Annotated in this window: 19 protein-coding genes; 5 read left to right on the top strand and 14 right to left on the bottom strand. The window is 68.2% G+C overall.

All coding sequences use genetic code 11. From position 1 onward, the window contains the following. Positions 1 to 261: 261 nt before the first annotated feature. Positions 262 to 1,287: an MMPL family transporter gene (locus JOB34_RS13545; RefSeq protein ID WP_208053195.1), complete on the top strand. Its 1,026-nt coding sequence runs from the start codon at positions 262 to 264 to the stop codon at positions 1,285 to 1,287. Between the two features lie 55 nt (positions 1,288 to 1,342). Here the strand turns inward: JOB34_RS13545 and JOB34_RS13540 are convergent, their stop codons facing one another. Genes JOB34_RS13540 through JOB34_RS13515 form a run of 6 tightly spaced genes read right to left on the bottom strand, consistent with a single transcriptional unit; the run spans position 1,343 to position 7,313 of the window. Then, positions 1,343 to 2,371 carry a hypothetical protein gene (locus JOB34_RS13540; protein WP_208053194.1) on the bottom strand — a complete coding sequence of 343 codons (1,029 nt, stop codon included), beginning with the start codon at positions 2,369 to 2,371 and terminating at the stop codon, positions 1,343 to 1,345. Next, on the bottom strand, positions 2,371 to 3,687 hold the full coding sequence (locus tag JOB34_RS13535; protein WP_208053193.1) for a hypothetical protein: 1,317 nt from the start codon (positions 3,685 to 3,687) through the stop codon (positions 2,371 to 2,373). Before JOB34_RS13535 ends, JOB34_RS13540 begins: the two co-directional genes overlap by 1 nt. Continuing rightward, entirely contained in the window at positions 3,684 to 4,469 is a 786-nt protein-coding gene (locus tag JOB34_RS13530) for a TauD/TfdA family dioxygenase (protein ID WP_208053192.1), read from the bottom strand. Before JOB34_RS13530 ends, JOB34_RS13535 begins: the two co-directional genes overlap by 4 nt. Positions 4,470 to 4,518: 49 nt before the next feature. Further along, the gene (locus JOB34_RS18185) at positions 4,519 to 5,364 is read right to left on the bottom strand and encodes a class I SAM-dependent methyltransferase (RefSeq protein ID WP_208053191.1); all 846 of its coding nucleotides are present in this window, start codon (positions 5,362 to 5,364) and stop codon (positions 4,519 to 4,521) included. A gap of 4 nt (positions 5,365 to 5,368) precedes the next feature. Then, positions 5,369 to 6,607, bottom strand: a complete 1,239-nt coding sequence (locus JOB34_RS13520; protein WP_208053190.1) for a sedoheptulose 7-phosphate cyclase — start codon at positions 6,605 to 6,607, stop codon at positions 5,369 to 5,371. A 37-nt stretch (positions 6,608 to 6,644) separates the two neighbouring features. Further along, the gene (locus tag JOB34_RS13515) at positions 6,645 to 7,313 is read right to left on the bottom strand and encodes an HAD-IA family hydrolase (RefSeq protein WP_208053189.1); all 669 of its coding nucleotides are present in this window, start codon (positions 7,311 to 7,313) and stop codon (positions 6,645 to 6,647) included. Between the two features lie 246 nt (positions 7,314 to 7,559). Here JOB34_RS13515 and JOB34_RS13510 point away from each other — a divergent pair, with 246 nt between their 5' ends. Continuing rightward, positions 7,560 to 8,129: a TetR/AcrR family transcriptional regulator gene (locus tag JOB34_RS13510; protein WP_208053188.1), complete on the top strand. Its 570-nt coding sequence runs from the start codon at positions 7,560 to 7,562 to the stop codon at positions 8,127 to 8,129. A 49-nt stretch (positions 8,130 to 8,178) separates the two neighbouring features. Here JOB34_RS13510 and JOB34_RS13505 read toward each other — a convergent pair whose 3' ends face one another. The 4 genes from JOB34_RS13505 to JOB34_RS13490 all read right to left on the bottom strand — a co-directional run bounded on the left by JOB34_RS13505 (position 8,179) and on the right by JOB34_RS13490 (position 13,809). Then, the gene (locus JOB34_RS13505) at positions 8,179 to 9,123 is read right to left on the bottom strand and encodes an AraC family transcriptional regulator (RefSeq protein ID WP_208053187.1); all 945 of its coding nucleotides are present in this window, start codon (positions 9,121 to 9,123) and stop codon (positions 8,179 to 8,181) included. A gap of 130 nt (positions 9,124 to 9,253) precedes the next feature. Further along, on the bottom strand, positions 9,254 to 11,629 hold the full coding sequence (gene ppsA / locus JOB34_RS13500; protein WP_208053186.1) for a phosphoenolpyruvate synthase: 2,376 nt from the start codon (positions 11,627 to 11,629) through the stop codon (positions 9,254 to 9,256). A 26-nt stretch (positions 11,630 to 11,655) separates the two neighbouring features. Then, positions 11,656 to 12,480 (bottom strand): pyruvate, phosphate dikinase/phosphoenolpyruvate synthase regulator, encoded by an 825-nt coding sequence (gene ppsR, locus JOB34_RS13495; protein ID WP_179482616.1) that lies wholly within the window; start codon positions 12,478 to 12,480, stop codon positions 11,656 to 11,658. A gap of 60 nt (positions 12,481 to 12,540) precedes the next feature. Continuing rightward, positions 12,541 to 13,809 carry an aminotransferase class I/II-fold pyridoxal phosphate-dependent enzyme gene (locus JOB34_RS13490; RefSeq protein ID WP_208053185.1) on the bottom strand — a complete coding sequence of 423 codons (1,269 nt, stop codon included), beginning with the start codon at positions 13,807 to 13,809 and terminating at the stop codon, positions 12,541 to 12,543. A gap of 183 nt (positions 13,810 to 13,992) precedes the next feature. Here JOB34_RS13490 and JOB34_RS13485 point away from each other — a divergent pair, with 183 nt between their 5' ends. The 3 genes from JOB34_RS13485 to JOB34_RS13475 all read left to right on the top strand — a co-directional run bounded on the left by JOB34_RS13485 (position 13,993) and on the right by JOB34_RS13475 (position 15,622). Next, the gene (locus tag JOB34_RS13485; protein WP_208053184.1) at positions 13,993 to 14,481 is read left to right on the top strand and encodes a carbonic anhydrase; all 489 of its coding nucleotides are present in this window, start codon (positions 13,993 to 13,995) and stop codon (positions 14,479 to 14,481) included. Between the two features lie 79 nt (positions 14,482 to 14,560). Beyond that, entirely contained in the window at positions 14,561 to 15,133 is a 573-nt protein-coding gene (locus tag JOB34_RS13480) for an XRE family transcriptional regulator (RefSeq protein ID WP_179482622.1), read from the top strand. A 177-nt stretch (positions 15,134 to 15,310) separates the two neighbouring features. Then, complete coding sequence (locus JOB34_RS13475) at positions 15,311 to 15,622, top strand: hypothetical protein (protein ID WP_208053183.1); 312 nt, start codon at positions 15,311 to 15,313, stop codon at positions 15,620 to 15,622. A 135-nt stretch (positions 15,623 to 15,757) separates the two neighbouring features. Here JOB34_RS13475 and tuf read toward each other — a convergent pair whose 3' ends face one another. The 4 genes from tuf to rpsL all read right to left on the bottom strand — a co-directional run bounded on the left by tuf (position 15,758) and on the right by rpsL (position 20,128). Continuing rightward, positions 15,758 to 16,951, bottom strand: coding sequence for an elongation factor Tu (gene tuf, locus JOB34_RS13470; protein ID WP_208053182.1), 1,194 nt, complete (start codon positions 16,949 to 16,951; stop codon positions 15,758 to 15,760). A 136-nt stretch (positions 16,952 to 17,087) separates the two neighbouring features. Further along, positions 17,088 to 19,193 (bottom strand): elongation factor G, encoded by a 2,106-nt coding sequence (gene fusA, locus JOB34_RS13465; protein WP_347813864.1) that lies wholly within the window; start codon positions 19,191 to 19,193, stop codon positions 17,088 to 17,090. 90 nt (positions 19,194 to 19,283) lie between these two features. Then, on the bottom strand, positions 19,284 to 19,754 hold the full coding sequence (gene rpsG, locus JOB34_RS13460) for a 30S ribosomal protein S7 (protein WP_179482628.1): 471 nt from the start codon (positions 19,752 to 19,754) through the stop codon (positions 19,284 to 19,286). Then, complete coding sequence (gene rpsL, locus JOB34_RS13455; protein WP_179482630.1) at positions 19,754 to 20,128, bottom strand: 30S ribosomal protein S12; 375 nt, start codon at positions 20,126 to 20,128, stop codon at positions 19,754 to 19,756. The genes rpsG and rpsL overlap by 1 nt, the downstream gene beginning before the upstream one ends. Positions 20,129 to 20,322 lie beyond the last annotated feature (194 nt).

Here is a 20,322-nt window from a genome sequence, read left to right as displayed (position 1 = left end):
TCCTCACCGCGATGGGGCTCGCGGCCGCCGGCACCGTGGCCGTGGCGTTGGCCATCTCGATGACCCTGCTGCCGGCGCTGTTGGGGTTCCTCGGCCACCGGGCCGGCCGGTTCAACCGGTTCCCCCCTCCTACGTCGTGCGCAGTCCGCAGCACGGACCGCCGCGCACGAACCCGCGGACCTCGGCGGCACCCGCTGGTCGCGATGGGTCATCCGTCGCCGCTGGCCCGTGGTCATCGTCGGGGTCATCACCCTGGGCATCATGTGCATCCCGATCACGGGCATGCGTTTCGGGCTGCCCAGCGCGGGCGCCAATCCCACGAGCGACACCTCCCGGCGCGCGTACGACCTCACCACCGAGCACTTCGGACCCGGGTACAACGCGGCCCTGACGGTGGTCGCACAGAACACGTCCGCCCAGCCGGCGGCTCGGATCAGCGGCAGGATCGCCGCACTGCCGGGGGTCGAGTCCGCCTCCGTCTCCACCGCCACCCACGGCATCGCCGTGATCGACGTCGTGCCCACCACCGGGCCCGACGACCCGGCCACGACAGACCTCGTTCACCGCATCCGCGACCGTCGGACCGCGTTGACCGCCTCGACGGGGGCCACGATCCTGGTGGGCGGCCTTGCCGCGACGAACATCGACGTGTCGGCCAAGCTCGCCGGCGCTCTGCCGGTATTCCTCCTCACCATCGTCGTGCTGGCCCTGCTGCTGCTGACCTTCGCCTTCCGCACGATCCTGGTGCCGCTCAAGTCCATCGTCGGTTTCCTGCTCTCGGCTGGAGCCGCGATGGGCGCGCAGGTCGCGATCTCCCAGTGGGGCTGGGGTGCGTCGCTCATCGGTGTCCAGAAGGGCCCGACGCTCAGCTTCCTGCCGATCATCCTGCTGGGAATCATGTTCGGCCGCTCCAGCGACTACGAGGTCTTCGTCGTCTCCCGGATCAAGGAGCACTTCACCCGGACCGGTGACGCCCGTGGCGCTGCGGCCGCCGGCGCGGGAGCGTCGGCACGCGTCGTCACCGCAGCGGCAGTCATCATGGCGATCATCTTCGTGTCGGTGCTACTGGCCGACGACCCCACCACGAAGGCCATCGGGTTCGCCTTCGCGGTCGGAGTGCTGATTGATGCGTTCGTGGTCCGGCTGACCCTGGTCCCCGCCGTCATGGCGATCGCCGGATCACGCATCTGGCACCACCCGCGGTGGTTCGCCAAGTACGTGCCCGACGCCGATATCGAGGGTGAGCGTCTCGAGGAGCGACTGCGGCAGGCATCCGCGAATCACTGATCCACCACGCTGCTGCCGAAGCGGTGGCCGGCACTGCGCCGGGCCACCGCTTCGATCAATCGGGCCCGCGCAAGGCCTCGGCGAGGGCCGTGGCGAACAGGTCCGGCAGCGTGATGCCGGCCGCGGCGGCCATCACCGCGACCACGCTCGTCCGCGCGAACGAGCAGTAGAGACCGGCCTCGAGGAACCACGGCTCGCCGTGCTCGTCGATACGGAAGTCGAAGAGGCTGTAGTGCCGGGCGCCCATCGCCCGGTGGCACCGGCGCGCGGCCTCCTGGACCCGTTCGGTCAGCGGGTCGGCGGCGTCCACGATCCACGCGTGCTCGGCGTCCTTGGCCATCAGCCTCAGGCCGCCCTCCACGCCCGCGCCGATCTTGTCGGCGTGGTCGCGGATCGGCTTGGTGTCCGGGTGGACGCTGTACTCCTCCAGCGGCAGGCCGACCAGCTCGCCGCTCCGCTCGACCAGCCCGACCCGGACCTCGCGGCCGAGCTCGACGTAGGACTCGACGAGCACCTCGTCGGAATGGGCGAAAGCTGCGGCGAGCGCGTCGTCGTACTCGTCGCTCTCCCGCACCAGGCCGATGCCGAGCGAGTTGTCGGCGTCGACCGGTTTGACGACGGCCGGCGGGGCGATGCTCGGCCGCTCGCCGATGCGCAGCACCTCCCCCGCGGGCACGCTGACGCCCGCGGCCGAGACGACGGACCGGGCGCGGGCCTTGTGAGCACCCAGCGCCATCGCGTCCGGGGTGTTCCCGACGTAGGGGATGGCGAGCACGTCGAGCAGCGCGCGGTACGACGTCATCCCGGGGATGCAGAACAGCTGCGGCACCGCGACGTCGATGTCGAGCGACGCGAGGTGCGCGAGCGCCTCGCCCACCTCCATCGACGGCGCGGCAGCGATCGCCTCCGGGGTGAGGCCGGACGGGAAGCACCACTGCCCCCCGGGCGCGACGTACGCCGCAACGAACTCGTAGCGCTCCGGATCGGCCGTGGCGACGAGGGCGTCGGCGGCGTAGAGACGCGACAGGTCGGCGTAGAACTCGCTCACCGGCGACCCCGCCAGGTGCAGTACGCGGAGTGTCATCAGTCCCCCGCCGCCTGCACCAGCTTGCCGATGTTGAAGTCGATGCGGATCCAGTCCTTGAACCGCACGAGGTTGTGCAGCAGCAGCGACGGGATCTGCAGGTGGTGCACGAGCAGGAACGGCAGCGGGTCGGCCGCATCGAAGATGGCGTCCTTGCCGCGCGCAATGGTCCGCAGCCGGCCGGGGACGGCACGCGGCTGGGTGATCAACCGCCATACCTCGTGGTAGATCCAGTACGTCGGGCGGCTGGACGGCAGCGGTGTCACGAGCGGATGGCCGTCCTGCAGATAGGCGTCGGCGAGCTGCGGGTGGTTGTAGAACATCGTGATCGCCGAGTGCGTCCGCGGGTTGCACTCGATGGCGTAGACCTGCCCGTCGCGCGCCTCGATGAAGTCGAAGGAGACCTGGCCGGTCAGCCGGTGAGACCCGACGAAGCGGGTCACCCAGTCGCGGATCGCCGGCTTGTCGACCATCTCGTAGTTGATCTGGAACGCCGAGGACGGGCAGCAGCAGTAGACCTGCACGCGCCCGTCACGCACTGTGCTGTGCGTGCAGTACTCATCCCCCGCGACGAACGCCTGCAGGATCCACGGGTTCGCCGCAGACATGTCCTTGCCCGCCAGGAAGTCCTCCAGCTCCTCGGGTGTCGCCGTCGGCAGCCGGGTCAGGTCGAGGCGGTTGACCGGGTCGTAGGCGAGGTTCTTCAGGATGAACGGCGTTGCGCGCGAGGCGAAGTCGAAGTCGCGCAGCTGCTGCGCCGAGGTGATCCGGTGGCACTCGGGCACGGTCACGCCGACCTCGGTGGCCATCGCGGAGAACTCGAACTTGTCGTCCAGCCTCGCGATAACCTCCGGCGTGCCGTGCAGCACCTCGCAGTACGCCGCCAGCGCCCGTCCCGCGACCGCGTCCGGATAGCTCGCGGCCGGAGCGCAGACCGGGACGTAGACGTCGACGCCCTCGGAGCGCACGATGTCGAGCAACGCGTCGGTGTAGTCGGGCCCGCCGGGCGTGGGCACGGTGTAGAACCGGTCGACGGCACGGGAGAAGCGGTGTCCGGTGTAGCGGTATGCCGGCGTCTCGACCAGGACGACGCGGTGTCCGGCGCGGTGGAAGGCCCGGGCCAGCGCCAGAGCCTTGGTCATCTTGCCGCCGCTGATCAGGATGGTCCGGCTCACCGTGAGCTGTGGTGGGGCGGCGTCCTCGCGCCGCCGACGTACGAGCTGAACGCCGGTGACCGCGAGGTTGAGTGGCAGCGCTGCCGCCAGCAGGGTCAGGGTGCCGAGCGTCTTGAGGGTGGCGTGGTACGCACCGGTCACGCGGCGATCCGTCGCGGGTAGTCCGCCACCATGCCCCGGTGCATCACCCGGTCGCCGACGACGCCCTCGTGGTCGGCACGGTGCAGCACGCAGCCGTTGTCCCACATGACCACGTCGCCGGGCGACCACGCGTGCCGGTAGAGGTTCTCCTCGCGCGTGGAGTGCTCCAGGAGGTACTGCACCGTCTCGCGTGTCTCGTCCTCGCCCATCCCGCTGATCGAGCGGCACCGGGCCGCGGTGGTCAGATAGAGCGATGTGCGCCCGGACACCGGGTGCTCGCGGAAGATCGGGTGCTCGGCGGACGTCTCGTCGTCCGGGCCGAGATCCAGGCCGGTGACCACGTGGGTGATGGTGCGGCCCCGCAGCCTGTCCTTGACCTCATAGGGAAGGGTGTCGTACGCGCGGTACTGATTGCTGAAGAGGGTCTGGCCTCCCGAGCGCGGAATCTGCACGGCGCGCAGTGCGGTGTACGCGGGCGGCCGGCTGACGTAGCTCGTGTCGACGTGGAAGGTGCTCTTCGGCGGCACCGCGCGGCCTACGTTGCTGATCAGGTTGAGGTCGGCGCATCCCGGCACCGGCGTCTCACCGGTGGAGAAGGTCAGCTGCCCGAACGCCTGAAGGAAGGCGACGAAGGTGGCGTCGTTGATGTCCTGGTGGGGCAGTACCAGCACCCCGTGCTCGGCGAGCAGGGCCTGCAACGACGCGACCGTGCCCGGGTCGATGCCCACGAGTGAGAGGTCGCTCACCCGCATACCGACCGGTCCTACGGCGACGGTGTCCATCACGACTCCTCTGTGTCCTCGTGTTCGGTGTGGATGTGGTGGGCGGCCCTCACCGGTCGACGCGCCGGATGACGGTCAGCCCGTCGCGCAGCGGCACCAGCACCTGTTCGACGCGCGGGTCGCGCGCGACCTCCCGGTTGAAGACGGCGATGGCCTCGCCGTTCGAGGTGGGCGGGCCGTCCAGGTACGGCTGGCCCTGCAGCAGGGTGTTGTCCACGCAGACGACGCCGTGCGGGCTGAGGAGGTCCAGCTCCAGCACGGTGTTGAGATAGCCGGTGTACCCGGCCTTGTCCGCGTCGACGAAGACCAGGTCGAAGCCCTCCCCGGCGCGGGCAAGCTCGGCCAGGGTGTCCAGGGCCGGGCCGACCCGCACGCTCACCTTGTGCCCCTCCGCCGAGGAGGCGAGGCACTCGCGGGCGATCGCGGCGACGTACTCGTCGATCTCGCACGCCACGACCCGCCCGTCCGGGCCGAGGGCCTCGGCCATCGCGAGCGCCGAGTAGCCGGTGAACATGCCGATCTCCAGCACCCGTTCGGCACGCGTCAGGTGGACCAGCATCTTCAGCAACTGACCCTCGACGTGCCCGGAGAGCATCTCCTGCTCCAGGTAGCCCGCTCCCGGACCACCCTCCCAGTCGACCTCCGCGGTGCGCCGCGCGAGCGCCTGCAGGTCCGCCGACTCAGGCGTGGTGCACCGTTCAAGGTAGGGGTCCAGCCCCGCGACCAGATCCTGGCAGTCGCGCAGGTCCTGCAGCCACCCCTGCCCGAGGTCGGACCCGACCGATCCGGCCTCCGCCTGCTCCACCAGCCGCGCCAGGTGCAGGGCGGCGATCGAGACCGGCGTGACCGGCCGCGCGGTGCCCGCGGCGTACGGCGTCGAACGGGTGGGTGTCACGACGTCAGCCCGCGACCAGGTCGGTGGTCTCACCCGCGCGGGAGTCGATGAACATGTCCTCCCCTTCCCCGCCCCGCGGATAGTGCCCGCACAACTCCTGGTGCACCTCCAGCGTGCTGCGCATCTCCGCCTCGGGCAGATCGTTGATGAAGTCGCAGGTGCCGATCGGGTGGGGAACGGCCGCGCGCAACAGTCCGTCGCGGGTCTGCACGATCGACTCGGTGCCGCGCTGCAGCAGCTCCGGTGTCAGGTACGGGCTGTTCAGGGTGAGCCCGATACGGCTCATCAGCCAGAAGATCCGATCGCGCTCGCTGATGCTGATCAGACCGCGCTGCTCGGCCAGGGTCGTGGAGAACGCCATGTCGATGTTCACCGCGTGACCGTGGAAGTAGGGCACCGGCGGCGTCAGCTCGAGCGTCGGACTCCAGGTGTGACCGAAGGCGATGACGCGGTCCAGGTCGAGCTCCTGCAGGTTGGGCACCTCCAGCTCGAGCATGGTGTTGATCGCGTCGTAGGTGACCCGATGGACGATCTCGCGCAGCTCCGGCGTGCCGTCCAGGTGACCGAACCGGGTGGTCAGCAGGTCCTCGCCGTACTTCTCCAGCAGGTCGAAGATCGAGCCGTTGCCGACGATGGCGATCTTCAGCATCTCCGCCATTCCGTTGCGGACCTGCTCGATTGGCAGGGTGCGTAGGAAGGAGAAGTCGAGCAGCACCTGCTGGGAGGCGTGGAAGGCGCCGAGCCGGTTCTTGTACGACCCGTGGTTGACGGCCACCTTGATGGCGACGCTGGCATCGATGAGCCCGATCAGCGTGGTCGGGATGCGGATGTAGTTGGTGGCCCGACGAAAGGTGGCGCACGCCATGCCGGCCACGTCGGTGGTGAGACCTCCACCGACCACCAGCACCGGCTCGGTGCGCACGAGCCCGAAGCGGCCGAACGCGTCGACGATGCTCTCCAGCGTGCGCAACGTCTTGTCCGGCTCCTTGATACGCACCGGGAAGACCGTGAGGGCGATGCCGTGGTGCTCGAAATACCGCTCCATCTGCTCGCGGTAGAGCCCGTGGACGGTCTCGTCGACCACCATCAGACACCGACCGTAGCTCCGGTAGCTGTCGGCCAACTGCTCGTTCTCCACGGAGAAGACGCCGTCGACGTAAGACAGGGAGTAGCTGATCTTCTCGTAGGCCTCGACATGGAACGAGGTCTGCGTGGCCTCGAAAGTGGCATGCGGATTCGACATGGGGTTCCTGACTGGTTGAGGAGAAGGAAGGAGGGGTTCAGCGACTCGGGATCAAGCTCTCGAGCTCCTCGAACCGCACCTGCTCCACACGTCGCTGCGCGGCACCGAAGTCGTGCTTCGCGGTGTTCTCGTTCGGGAACGCGACACAGGTCAGACCCGCGGCGCGGGCCGCCTCGACACCCCCGACGTTGTCCTCGATCGCGATGCACCCGGCGGCGTCCTCCCCCAGCTGGGCCAGAGCGAACTCGTACGCCGCCCCCGAGGGCTTGGGCTCCTCGACGTCGGTGGCGTCGACGATCACGTCGAAGACGTCACTGGTGAGGTCGGGGTTGAGCGCGTCGAGCAGCGCTGAGATGTTCTGCCGTGACGTGGTGGTCACCAGACCGACCTTGTACCCGGTGGTCTTGGCATCGCGGATGGTCTGCACCACCTCCGCGCGCGGACGCGCGTCGGACGAGGCGAGGTCGCGCTGGAAGATCTCCGACTTCGTCTTGTGCACCGCATCGGCGTCGACGGTCTCGCCGCGGTCCTTCGCGTACTGCGCGATCCTGTCGCGGCCGCCGTTCTGGCCGAGCATCTCCAGGTAGTCGTCGCGGTCCCACTGCCAATCCAGGCCGTGCGACGCGAAGGCCTTGTTGAACGACTGCCGCTGGAGTTCGGAGGTGTCCGCGATGGTGCTGATCGAGCCGAACAGAACTGCTGACATTGAGACTCCCGATAGGTACGAGGCAAGGGGCGCCGGCAGGTCGCATCGGCACAGCCGTCGATTCGCTGCTGTCATGCAGGTCTCGGACCGGCCATACCTTTGCTCTCCCCGCGCGCCAACGGCTTCTCGTGCCGCCGTCGCGCGTAGGCTCCCGGCAGTCACCGCCGTGATGGACACAGCGGTGACTTTGTGAACTAGTCCGAAGTTAGTGGACAATCCGTCCAGGAGCAAGAAGCGAGGTGGAGCATGACCGCCGTACCGGACAGCTCTCCCGATGCCCGGGTCGTCCGCACCCGCAACGACATCCTCGCTGCCGCCCTCAAGATCCTCGCCGACGAGGGCCAGGAGGCCCTGACCCATCCGCATCTCGCCCGGGTCGCCGGCTACTCCCGGGCCACGGTGTACAAGCACTGGCCCACCCGCGCCGATCTGCTGCAGGACGCCTTCCACTGGCTGCACGACATGCCGCACCACACGCCGACCGGTGATCTGCGCGAAGACCTCGTCGCCGAGTTGACCATGTTCCGCACCGTCATCCGGACCTACCGGGTGGACCGCCTGCTGGCCGTGCTGGCCGATCTCGCGGTGTCGAGCGCGCAGATGGCCCATGTCCGCGACCAGATGGTGGCCGACGGAGAGGCGGTCGTGCGGTCTCTGCTCGGCACCGTCACCCACGGTCCGGCCCTCGATGCAGCGGCCCTGATGCTGACCGGCTTCGTCATCAACGCCGCGATGCTGCACGGCGGCCCGCCGGACGACGAGCTCATCGCCGCGGCCGTCGACCTCACCCTGGCGGGCATCCGGGCCGAGGACTGACGGTCGGGGGAAGGCACGCGCTGCATCCAGCGCGCACCTCTTCACGGCGTCAGGACGAGGGGGCGATCCGCACGCTCGCCTCGTCGTTCGGCACCCACCCGAGGGGGTCGCCCCACCCCAGGTCGCCGATCCCGTGCTTGTCGAGCGCCAGCGCGACCAGCGTGCGGCGATGCGCGGCGAAGGTCAGCACGTGCGCGATCATCCCGCCGTAGGTGAAGACCCGCGGGGGCGTGCACGTGGTGTCCACGAACGTGTCGTCCAGTTGGCCGAGGTCGATGGCTTCGTGGACGCGCGCCCCGAAGGTCGCACCCTCGGTGCGCAGCCGTTCGCGCATCGAGGCGACCGACTCGTGCTGCTCGACGTCCCAGTCGTACGGGCGCAGCGCGAGCGCGGCGTTCCACATCGCCATCTGCCCGACCAGGCGGGAGAGCAGGCGCCGCAGAGTCATCTGGTCCGGGTCGTCGTCCAGGCCGTACTCGATGGGCTCGTCGAGCACCTCGTCGGGCAGCCGCGCCGCCCGCTGCACGAACTCACCCGTGAGCCAGACGTGATGGTCCACCATCCGATCGATCAGATTCATCGAACTCACCTTCCGCAGTCCGGGCAGCCGGATGCTCCCCGGGGGTTGGAAATGCACGTTGTTCGGGGACCCGATCGCCACGCCGGCCGGTCCGCGCCGCCATTGCGCGGGCGCCATCCCGAAGCCGCGGGCGAACGCCCGGGTGAAGGCCTCGTGCGAGCCGTATCCGGCCTCGGTCGCGACGTCCAGGATGGTGGCGTCGGTCGAGCTCAACCGGTACGCCGCGCGCTCCAGCAACAGCCGCCGCCGCAGCGCGACCGGCGACTCGCCGGCGACCGCTGACACGATGCGGTCGAGGTGGGAGCGCGAGACGAAGAGCTGCGCCGCCAGATCGGCCGGCGCGCTCCCGGCGTCGTCGAGGGCACGCGCGAGCATCGCCACGAAGTCGCCGAAGAGGTCGCCGTGCGTTGCCATGCAACGATTCTGGACCGGCGCCGGCGTGCCGCACTTGATCGATTTCGCCCGTTCAGGCGGTGCGGACGAAGAGATCGGGTGTACCCGCGCGCTCGGTCCAGCGCGCGAGTAGACCCGATGGGTGAAGAGGTCAGGCCTTGGCGCGTTTGGCCAGCCGCAGCCAGGTCTCCACGACGGTGTCCGGGTTGAGCGACATCGACTCGATGCCCTGGTCCAGCAGCCAGTCCGCGAGGTCGGGGTGGTCCGAGGGGCCCTGACCGCAGATGCCGACGTACTTGCCCTTGTCGCGGCATGCCTTGATCGCCATGGTGAGCATCTTCTTCACCGCGGGGTCGCGCTCGTCGAAACCGGCGGCGACCAGGGAGGAGTCGCGGTCCAGGCCCAGCGTCAGCTGGGTCATGTCGTTGGACCCGATCGAGAATCCGTCGAAGTGCTCCAGGAACTCATCCGCGTTCACCGCGTTGGAGGGGATCTCGCACATCATCACGACCTGCAGGTCGTGCTCGCCGCGCTTGAGACCGTGCGTGCCGAGCAGGTCGATGACGCCCTTGGCCTCGGTGGTGGTGCGCACGAACGGGATCATCACCTTGACGTTGAGCAGCCCCATCTCCTCGCGCACATAGCGCAGCGCCTCGCACTCCATCGCGAAGCACTCCGCGAAATCCTCTGACAGGTACCGCGACGCCCCGCGGTAGCCGATCATCGGGTTCTCCTCGTGCGGTTCGTACGCCTCACCGCCCAGAAGACCGGCGTACTCGTTGGACTTGAAGTCGCTCATCCGCACGATCACCGGCTCCGGCGCGAACGCCGCTGCCAGCATCGAGACGCCCTCGGCCACGCGCTTGACGAAGAACTCGCGCGGGCTGTCGTACGCCGAGATGAGCGGCGCGATCTGCGCCTTCAGGTCGGCATCGAGCGTGTCGAAGTCGAGCAGCGCCTTGGGGTGGATCCCGATCTGGCGGTTGATGATGAACTCCAGCCGCGCGAGCCCGATGCCCTTGTTCGGCAACCGCGAGAACTCGAACGCCTGGTCGGGCGTGCCGACGTTCATCATCAGCTTGACCGGGATGTCGGGCATCTCATCGAGCGCGGTCTCCTTCACCTCGAAGTCCAGCTCGCCGTCGTAGACGAACCCGGTGTCGCCTTCGGAGCACGACACGGTGACCTCGCGCCCCTCGGCCAGGTCCTTGGTCGCGCTGCCGGTGCCCACGACCGCGGGGATGCCGAGCTCGCGGGCGATGATCGCGGCGTGGCAGGTGCGCCCGCCGCGGTTGGTGACGATCGCCGACGCGCGCTTCATGATCGGCTCCCAGTCGGGGTCGGTCATGTCGGCCACGAGCACGTCGCCCTTGGCGAAGTCGTGCATCTGGTCCATCGAGGTGAGTACCCGCACCTTGCCGGCGCCGATCTTCTGCCCGATCGCCCGGCCCTCGATGATCACCTCGCCGCGCGAACCCATCACGTAGCGCTGCAGCGTGGAGCCGGCCTGGCGCGACTTCACGGTCTCCGGACGCGCCTGCAGCACGTACAACGTGCCGTCGACGCCGTCCTTACCCCACTCGATGTCCATCGGGCGGCCGTAGTGCTCCTCGATCTTGAGGGCGTGGGTGGCCAGCTCCTGGACCTCGTCGTCGGTCAGGCTGAGGCGGCCGCGCTCCTTCTCGTCCACGTCGACGAACTCGATGGTCTTCCCGACCGTCGCGTCCTTCGTGTAGACCATCTTGGTGGCCTTGCTGCCGAGGCCGCGCTTGAGGACGGCGGGCCTGCCCGCGCGCAGCGCCGGCTTGTAGACGTAGAACTCGTCGGGGTTGACCGCGCCCTGCACCACGGCCTCCCCCAGTCCGTAGCTGGAGGTGATGAACACCGCGTCGGAGAAACCCGATTCGGTGTCGATGGTGAACATGACGCCGGAGGAACCGATGTCGGAGCGCACCATCTTCTGCACGCCCGCCGACAGCGCCACCGAGGCGTGGTCGAAGTCGGAGTGCACCCGGTAGGAGATGGCCCGGTCGTTGTAGAGCGAGGCGAAAACCAGCTTGATGGCGTGCAGGACGTTGTCGATGCCCTTGACGTTGAGGAAGGTCTCCTGCTGACCGGCGAACGACGCGTCCGGCAGGTCCTCGGCGGTCGCGGAGGAGCGCACGGCCCAGCTCGGCTCGTCATCGTCGCCGACGAGCTTCTCGTACGCCGTCCGGATGTCGTCCTCGAGGTCCTTGGGGAACTCCTGCTCCTCCACCGAGGTGCGGATCTGATCCCCCACCCGGGCCAGCTCGCGGGTGTCGTCGACGTTCAGGTCGTCCAGCAGCGCGTTGATCCGGTCGGCCAGGCCGGTCTCGCCCAGGAAGCGCCGGTAGGCCTCGGCGGTGGTCGCGAACCCGTCGGGTACGCGGACGCCCGCGTCGGCGAGATTGCTCACCATCTCCCCCAGCGACGCGTTCTTGCCGCCCACCCGGTCGACGTCGTCGAGCCCGAGATCGGCGAACCATTCGATGTTGCTGCTGGCCATGACGGCGTACCTCTTCTACCGGGCGCTCAGTGAGCGCGGTTCAGCTTCTGGGTCTGCATGATCACCGCGGCCATCTCCTCCACCGACATGGCGGCGGAGTTGATGCTGGGGATCCGATGTGCTCGAAACATAGCCTCGGCGCGACGCAACTCGTAACTGCACTGCGTGAGCGACGCGTACGCGGATCCGGGTCGGCGCTCGCCGCGCACCTGCGAGAGCCGGGTGGCGGTCGTGAGGATGCCGAAGCACTTCTTGGCGTACGCCCGGATCGGACGCGGCAGATCGGTGGACTCGAAGTCCTCCTCGACCAGCGGGTAGTTGGCCACCAGCAGGCCGTGCTGCAGCGCCAGGTACATCGTGGTCGGGGTCTTGCCGCACCGTGACGGCGCCGTGAGGATCAGGTCGGCACGCTCGATCGCCCGCAGGCTCTGGCCGTCGTCGTGCTCGATCGCGTACTCGACGGCCTTCATCCGCGCGTCGTACTGCAGGGGGTCGCCCACGCCGTGTGCGCTGCCGGAGTCCCGGGTGGCGTTGACGTGCAGCACCCGCTCGACCAGGTCGAGCTGGGACCCGAAAAGGTCCACGAACGCGCACTCGGTGCGCATCAGCACCGCGCGCAGCTCCTCGTCCGCGACGGTGGAGAAGACCAGCGGGATCACCTCGTCGGTCTTGGCGTCGTCGAGGTTGGCGAGCACCTCCTCGGCGTGCGCGACCGTGGTGATGAACGGGACCTTCTGCCGGATGAACCGGACGGTGGGGAACTGCTGCAGGATCATGTTCCCCAGGGTCTCGGCGGAGATCCCGGTGCCGCCCGCGAGGAAGAAGACCGGTGTCGCGTCATCCATGGGCATGGGGCTCACCCTCGCACAGGAGGGCGAGCCCGTCGGCCTGACCGGGCGGACCGGCTCACCTCAGGCGCCGAGCTTCTCCGCCGCCGCCACGAGCACGCAGGTGGCGACCGCCTGCATGGCCTGCGTGACCTCGTCCAGGGGCGGCATGGTCGGCGCGAGTCGGATGTTGCGGTCGCGCGGGTCGTCGCCGTACGGGAACGACGCGCCGGCCGGCGTCAGGGCGACCCCGGCGGCCTTGGCGAGCTCCACGATCCGCGAGGCGGTGCCGTCCAGCACGTCCAGGCTGACGAAGTATCCGCCGGCCGGGGTGTTCCAGGTCGCCACCTCATGCTCTCCGAGGCGCTCGCGCAGCACCCGCTGCACCTCCTCGAACTTCGGGGCGATGATCGCGCGGTGCGCGCGCATGTGCGTGCGGACGCCGTCAGCGTCGCCGAAGAACTGCGCGTGCCGCAGGTGGTTGACCTTGTCCGGGCCGATCGAGCTCTTGGCGAGGTGACCGGTGTACCAGGCGATGGTCTCGATGGACCCCGCGAGGAACGCGACGCCTGCGCCGGCGAAGGTGATCTTGGAGGTGGAGGCGAAGACGATGGGCCGGTGCGGGTGGCCCGACACCTCCGCGAGCGACAGGATGTCGGCGCTCTTGGCCTCCTCGTCGGTGAGGTGGTGCAAGGCGTACGCGTTGTCCCAGAAGATCTTGAAGTCCGGCGCGGCCGTGTCCATCGCGGCCAGGGCGGAGGCGACCTCGAGGGTGCAGACGGCGCCGCTGGGGTTGGCGTAGGTCGGGACGATCCACATCCCCTTGATGCTGGGATCGTCCGCGACCAGCGCCTGCACGGCGGCCACGTCCGGGCCGTCGGGGGTCATCGGCACGGTGAGCATCTCGATGCCGTAGTGCTCCAGCAGCGAGAAGTGCCGGTCGTAGCCGGGCACCGGACAGATGAACTTGACCGATTCCTCGACACCCCAGGGGTTCTCGGAGTCCACGCCGCCGTGGAAGAGGTGGTAGAGCAGGGTGTCGGACATCATCGTCAGGCTGGCGTTGCCGCCGGCCACGATCTGATCGGTGCCCACACCGAGCAGCTCGGCGAAGATCCCCCGCAGCTCGGCCAGCCCGGTCAGGCCCCCGTAGTTGCGCACGTCGGTGCCGTCCGCCGCGAGGTGACCGTGGGGCAGCGACAGAAGCTCCTCGGACAGGTCCAGCTGCGCCGCGCTCGGCTTGCCGCGCGTCAGGTCCAGCTTCAGCCCCTTGCCGACCAGGTCGTCGTACGCCGCGCGCTGGGTCGCTGCGAAGTCACGGAGTTCATCGGCCGACAGGTCGGTCAGGGCCACGGCGGTTCACCATTTCTGTGCGGGTGGGGCGGAGTCTGCATTCTCTCAGGGCGCCCGGGGCGCGAAGGACCCCGTCTCAGCGAGCGAGGCACGCGACCGGCGTCCTCGGGCAATCTGCGGTGCCGTCGATAACGCCTGGCTATGGTCTTAGCTGTATCCACTTATCTTTGGGAAGGCTCGATCATGACCGCGACCGACGACTACCTGGCCAACAACGCGACGTACGCCGAGAGCTTCCACGGGCCGCTGCCCCTGCCGCCCGCCAAGCATGTCGCTGTCGTCGCATGCATGGACGCTCGGCTCAACGTGTACGGCGCGCTCGGCATCGCCGAGGGCGAGGCGCACGTCATCCGCAACGCCGGCGGCGTCATCACCGAGGACGAGATCCGCTCCCTGGCCATCAGCCAGCGGCTGCTCGGCACGACCGAGATCATCCTGATCCACCACACCGACTGCGGCATGCTCACCTTCACCGACGACGACTTCAAGGCGTCGATCGAGAAGGACACCGGCGTACGCCCGGCCTGGGCGGCCGAGGCGTTCGGCGATCTGGAAGGCGATGTGCGACAGTCGGTCGCCCGCATCAAGGCCAGCCCGTTCATCCCCCACAAGGACCAGATCCGCGGGTTCGTCTTCGACGTCGCCACCGGGAAGCTGAACGAGGTTTCCTGACCACCTGCGCGGTTGTCCGCAGTTCCGGGGCACCCTCGCCACGAATCTGCGGACAACCGGCATGCGACCATCAGGTCGCATGGACGACATCGAGTCTGTGCTGACCGGAGTGGGACCGCGGTTGCGCGCCGTACGGGAGCAACGCCGCTCGACGCTGGCCGACATCGCCGCCGTCACCGGCATCTCGGTCAGCACGCTGTCTAGGCTGGAGTCCGGGCGGCGCAAGCCGACGCTGGAGATGCTGCTGCCCCTCGCGCGCGAGTACGCCGTCCCCATCGACGAACTCGTCGGAGCGCCCGCGACCGGCGATCCGCGCATCCACCTGAAGCCCGTGCGCCGGCACGGTCAGACCCACATCCCGCTCAGCCGACGCCCCGGTGGCACGCAGGCGTGGAAGATCGTGCTCCCGCCCGGGGTGCCGAACGCCGTCCCCGAGCCGAAGACGCACGCCGGATTCGACTGGCTCTACGTGCTGTCCGGCCGGCTACGGCTCGTCCTGGGCGACCGCGACATGGTGCTCGCCGCGGGCGAGGCCGCTGAGTTCGACACCCGTGTGCCCCACTGGTTCGCCAGCGCCGACCCTCAGCCGACCGAGGTGCTCAGCCTGTTCGGCACCCAGGGCGAACGCGCCCACCTGCGCGTCCGCGCGTAACCACCGCCGCGGTTGTCAGCGGACGAGTGGCGTCGGCGCCAGAGACCTGCTGACAACCGCCGTACGCCGCCGCGGTTGTCAGCGCTCCTGTGACACCGACACCGCGAAAACGCTGACAACCGGCACGATGTCGGGATGGCGTTGACCGCACAGCTGTCGACACGCCATACCTAATTCGTGGCGGTCACGTGCGAGCAGGAGGACGACCGGGTGGCCGCAGCCGTCGTCGCGATCCTCTGGCAATCGGGGGTGGTGGACGACACCTGGCTGGGGCCGGTCCGGGCACTGTTCGACGCAGGCGAACCCGGCCCGGTCCCTGCACACGCCTCGAACACGATGCGCACCCTGCGCACTCTCCATGTCGCGCTCGACCAGCCGGTGGTGCCCACCGGCGATGTGCCGAGGCGCGTGGAGGGCGCGGATGACCTGCAGGTCCGGCTCGCCGCACTCCTGCACTCCGCCACCCCGACGCTCTGGGTCGAGCGCTGATCGGGTGTCCGCACTTTCGCGCACGCGGGTGCACGAATCTGCGGACACCCGACGTACGCCAGTGCGGGAAAGGCCCCGGCCCGCCGAAGCGGACCGGGGCCTTCCCGGTGATTCACCTCCTCGCGGAGGCGGCGATCACTTGGTGATCTTGGTGACGCGCCCCGCGCCGACCGTCCGGCCACCCTCACGGATGGCGAACCGCAGACCCTCGTCCATCGCGATGGGGGCGATGAGCTCGACGGACATCTCGGTGTTGTCACCGGGCATGACCATCTCGGTGCCCTCCGGCAGCTTCACGACGCCGGTGACGTCGGTGGTGCGGAAGTAGAACTGCGGACGGTAGTTGTCGTAGAACGGCGTGTGGCGGCCGCCCTCGTCCTTGGACAGGATGTAGACGCTCGCCTCGAAGTTCGTGTGCGGGGTCGTGGTGCCCGGCTTCACGATGACCTGGCCACGCTGCACGTCCTCGCGCTTGATACCGCGCAGCAGCAGGGCGGCGTTGTCGCCGGCCTGACCGGAGTCGAGCATCTTGTTGAACATCTCGATGCTGGTGACCGTGGACTTGACCGGCCCCTCGTTGAGGCCGATGATCTCGACCTCCTCGTTGATGTTCAGCACACCGCGCTCGATACGACCGGTGACGACGGTGCCACGACCGGTGATCGTGAACACGTCCTCGACGGGCATCAGGAACGGCTTGTCGGTGTCGCGCACCGGCTCGGGGATGTTCTCGTCGACGGCGTCCATGAGCTCCAGGACGCTCTTGCCCCACTCCTCGTCGCCCTCGAGGGCCTTGAGGGCGGAGACCTTCACGACAGGGAGGTCATCACCGGGGAACTCGTAGGAGGACAGCAGTTCGCGGACCTCCATCTCGACGAGCTCCATGATCTCCTCGTCGTCGACCATGTCGGCCTTGTTCAGCGCGACCACGATGTAGGGGACGCCGACCTGACGGGCGAGCAGCACGTGCTCCTTGGTCTGCGGCATCGGACCGTCGGTCGCGGCGACGACGAGGATGGCGCCGTCCATCTGCGCGGCACCGGTGATCATGTTCTTCACGTAGTCGGCGTGCCCGGGGCAGTCGACGTGTGCGTAGTGACGCTTCTCGGTCTGGTACTCGATGTGCGCGATGGTGATCGTGATACCGCGCTGCTTCTCTTCCGGCGCCTTGTCGATCTGGTCGAACGCGGACTGCGCGTTCAGGTCCGGGAACTTGTCGTGCAGCACCTTGGAGATGGCCGCGGTCAACGTCGTCTTACCGTGGTCGATGTGACCGATGGTGCCGATGTTGAGGTGCGGCTTGCTGCGCTCGAACTTGGCCTTACCCACTGGATGCTCCTTCAAAAACTATTGCTCTGACGCCGGGGCGTCCTGATGGTTTCGTGTTGCTTTGGGAAGACGACGTATGCCGTCCCTGAGCGTCCCGCCGCGTCGCCTGCAGAGCAGACGACGCGGCGGGGGAAGCTCATTCGCCCCGGATCTTCTTGATGATCTCTTCCGCCACGTTCTTGGGAACCTCGGCGTACGAGTCGAACTGCATCGTGTAGTTGGCTCGACCCTGGGTCTTGGACCGCAGGTCGCCAACGTACCCGAACATCTCGGACAGGGGCACGACCGCTCGCACGATCTTGGCCCCGCTGATGTCCTCCATGGCCTGGATCTGGCCACGGCGGGAGTTGAGGTCGCCGATCACGTCACCCATGTAGTCCTCCGGGGTGCGGACCTCGACCGCCATCATCGGCTCCAGCAGTGCGGGGTCGGCCCGACGGACCGCCTCCTTCAGCACCATGGATCCGGCGATCTTGAACGCCATCTCCGAGGAGTCGACGTCGTGGTAGGCGCCGTCCAGCAGGGTGGCCTTGATGCCCACCAGCGGGTAGCCGGCGAGGACACCGAGCTGCATGGCCTCCTGCATGCCCTGGTCCACCGACGGGATGTACTCCCGCGGGATGCGACCACCGGTCACCGCGTTGTCGAACTCGTAGAGCTCGCCGTCGGCGGTGTCCAGGGGCTCGATGGTGACCTGGACCTTCGCGAACTGACCGGACCCACCGGTCTGCTTCTTGTGGATGTAGTCCAGCTTCTCCACCTTGCGGCGGATGGTCTCGCGGTAGGCCACCTGGGGCTTGCCGACGTTCGCCTCGACGTGGAACTCCCGCTTCATGCGGTCGACCAGGATGTCGAGGTGAAGCTCGCCCATGCCCTTGATGATGGTCTGGCCGGTCTCCTCGTCCTGCTCGACCTGGAAGGTCGGGTCCTCCTGCGCCAGCTTCTGGATCGCGGTGCCCAGCTTCTCCTGGTCGCCCTTCGTCTTCGGCTCGATGGCCACCGAGATGACGGGCTCGGGGAAGGTCATCGACTCCAGGACGACCTGGCTGCTCACGTCGGACAGGGTGTCACCGGTGGTGGTGTCCTTCAGCCCGATGAACGCGTAGATGTGACCCGCGGAGGCGGTCTCGACCGGGTTCTCCTTGTTGGAGTGCATCTGGAAGAGCTTCCCGACGCGCTCCTTGCGGCCCTTGGTCGTGTTCATGACCTGGCCACCGGTGGACATCCGGCCGGAGTAGACGCGCACGTAGGTCAGCGTCCCGAAGAACGGGTGCGTCGCCACCTTGAACGCCAGCGCCGAGAACGGCTCCTCGGTGTTCGGCTTGCGGACGATCTCCGTCTCCTCGTCGCCCGGCTTGTGGCCGATCATCGGGGGGACGTCGAGCGGGTTCGGCAGGTAGTCGACGACCGCGTCGAGCATGGGCTGCACGCCCTTGTTCTTGAACGCCGTGCCGCACAGCACCGGGTTGACCTCACCGTCGATGGTGATGGCCCGGATACCGGCCTTCAGCTCCGCCTCCGTCAGCTCCTCGCCACCGAGGTACTTCTCCATGAGGGCGTCGTCGGACTCGGCGACGCGCTCCAGAAGGTGGGTGCGGTACTCGTCGGCCTTGTCCTGCAGCTCGGCCGGGATGTCCTCGATCTCGTAGTCCTCGCCCAGCTTCGTCTCACCGCGCCATACGAGGGCCTTCATCTGGACCAGGTCGACGACGCCGATGAAGTCCGACTCGCTGCCGATGGGCAGCTGGATGACCAGCGGCGTCGCACCGAGACGGTCCACGATGGTCTGCACCGTGTAATAGAAGTCGGCGCCCATCTTGTCCATCTTGTTGACGAAGCAGATGCGCGGGACCTTGTACTTGTCGGCCTGACGCCAGACGGTCTCGGACTGGGGCTCTACGCCCTCCTTGCCGTCGAACACGGCCACGGCGCCGTCCAGCACGCGCAGCGAACGCTCCACCTCGACGGTGAAGTCGACGTGCCCGGGGGTGTCGATGATGTTGATCTGGTTGTCTTTCCAGAAACAGGTCGTCGCCGCGGAGGTGATCGTGATGCCGCGCTCCTGCTCCTGCTCCATCCAGTCCATCGTGGCCGCGCCGTCGTGGACCTCACCGATCTTGTAGTTGATACCGGTGTAGAAGAGGATGCGCTCGGTGGTCGTGGTCTTGCCGGCATCGATGTGGGCCATGATGCCGATGTTGCGGACCTTCTTCAGGTCGGTCAGCACTTCCTGCTGTGCCACGGTGTGGTTCCTTATCCGCTCGTCGAATGTTGTGGTGCGGCTCCCGTGTGGTCGCCGTTCTGGCCGGCGACCGCACGGGTCAGCCGTGGGTCACCAGCGGTAGTGCGCGAAGGCCCGGTTGGACTCGGCCATCTTGTGGGTGTCCTCGCGGCGCTTGACCGCGGCACCCAGGCCGTTGCTCGCGTCGAGGATCTCGTTCATCAGGCGCTCGGTCATCGTCTTCTCCCGGCGCTGCCGGGAGTAGCCGACCAGCCAACGCAGCGACAGGGTCGTCGCGCGGCCGGGCTTGACCTCGATCGGCACCTGGTAGGTCGCGCCACCGACACGGCGGCTCTTGACCTCGAGGCTGGGCTTGACGTTCTCCAGCGCGCGCTTCAGCGTGACGACCGGGTCGGTGCCGGTCTTGTCGCGGGTGCCCTCGAGGGCGCCGTAGACGATGCGCTCGGCGACGGACTTCTTGCCGTCCAGCAGGATCTTGTTGATCAGCTGGGTGACCAGCGGCGACCCGTAGACCGGGTCGATGACGAGGGGGCGCTTCGGGGCGGGACCCTTACGTGGCATTACTTCTTCTCCCTCTTCGCGCCGTACTTGGAACGGGCCTGCTGACGGCTGCGGACACCCTGGGTGTCCAGCGAGCCGCGGACGATCTTGTACCGCACGCCGGGCAGGTCCTTCACGCGACCGCCGCGGACGAGCACGATCGAGTGCTCCTGCAGGTTGTGGCCGACGCCGGGGATGTAGGCGGTGACCTCGATGCCCGAGGTCAGCTTCACGCGGGCCACCTTGCGCAGCGCCGAGTTCGGCTTCTTGGGGGTCGTGGTGTAGACGCGGGTGCACACACCGCGCCGCTGGGGGCTGCCCTTCAGCGCCGGCGTGGAGACCTTCGTGGCCTTGTCCTGCCGACCCTTACGGACGAGCTGGTTGATGGTAGGCAACCTGTTGACTCCGTCTGTTCGTGTCTCGTCGTTCGCCCGGGCTGCTGCCCGGACGATTCCTTGGATTGCCGGCGCCACCCCTACCGACCCCCGCACTCGGGTGTGTCGGCCTGGCGTACGCCGGAGCCCTCCCCCGCACTTCCTGACATCCCGTGTAGATCGACACGATCCGGTCAGGCTGCCCGGCGAGGGCG

The organism is Allobranchiibius sp. GilTou38 (assembly GCF_017565325.1).
GTDB classification, from domain to species: domain Bacteria; phylum Actinomycetota; class Actinomycetes; order Actinomycetales; family Dermatophilaceae; genus Allobranchiibius; species Allobranchiibius huperziae.
This window is presented reverse-complemented; position numbering and strand designations above follow the sequence as displayed.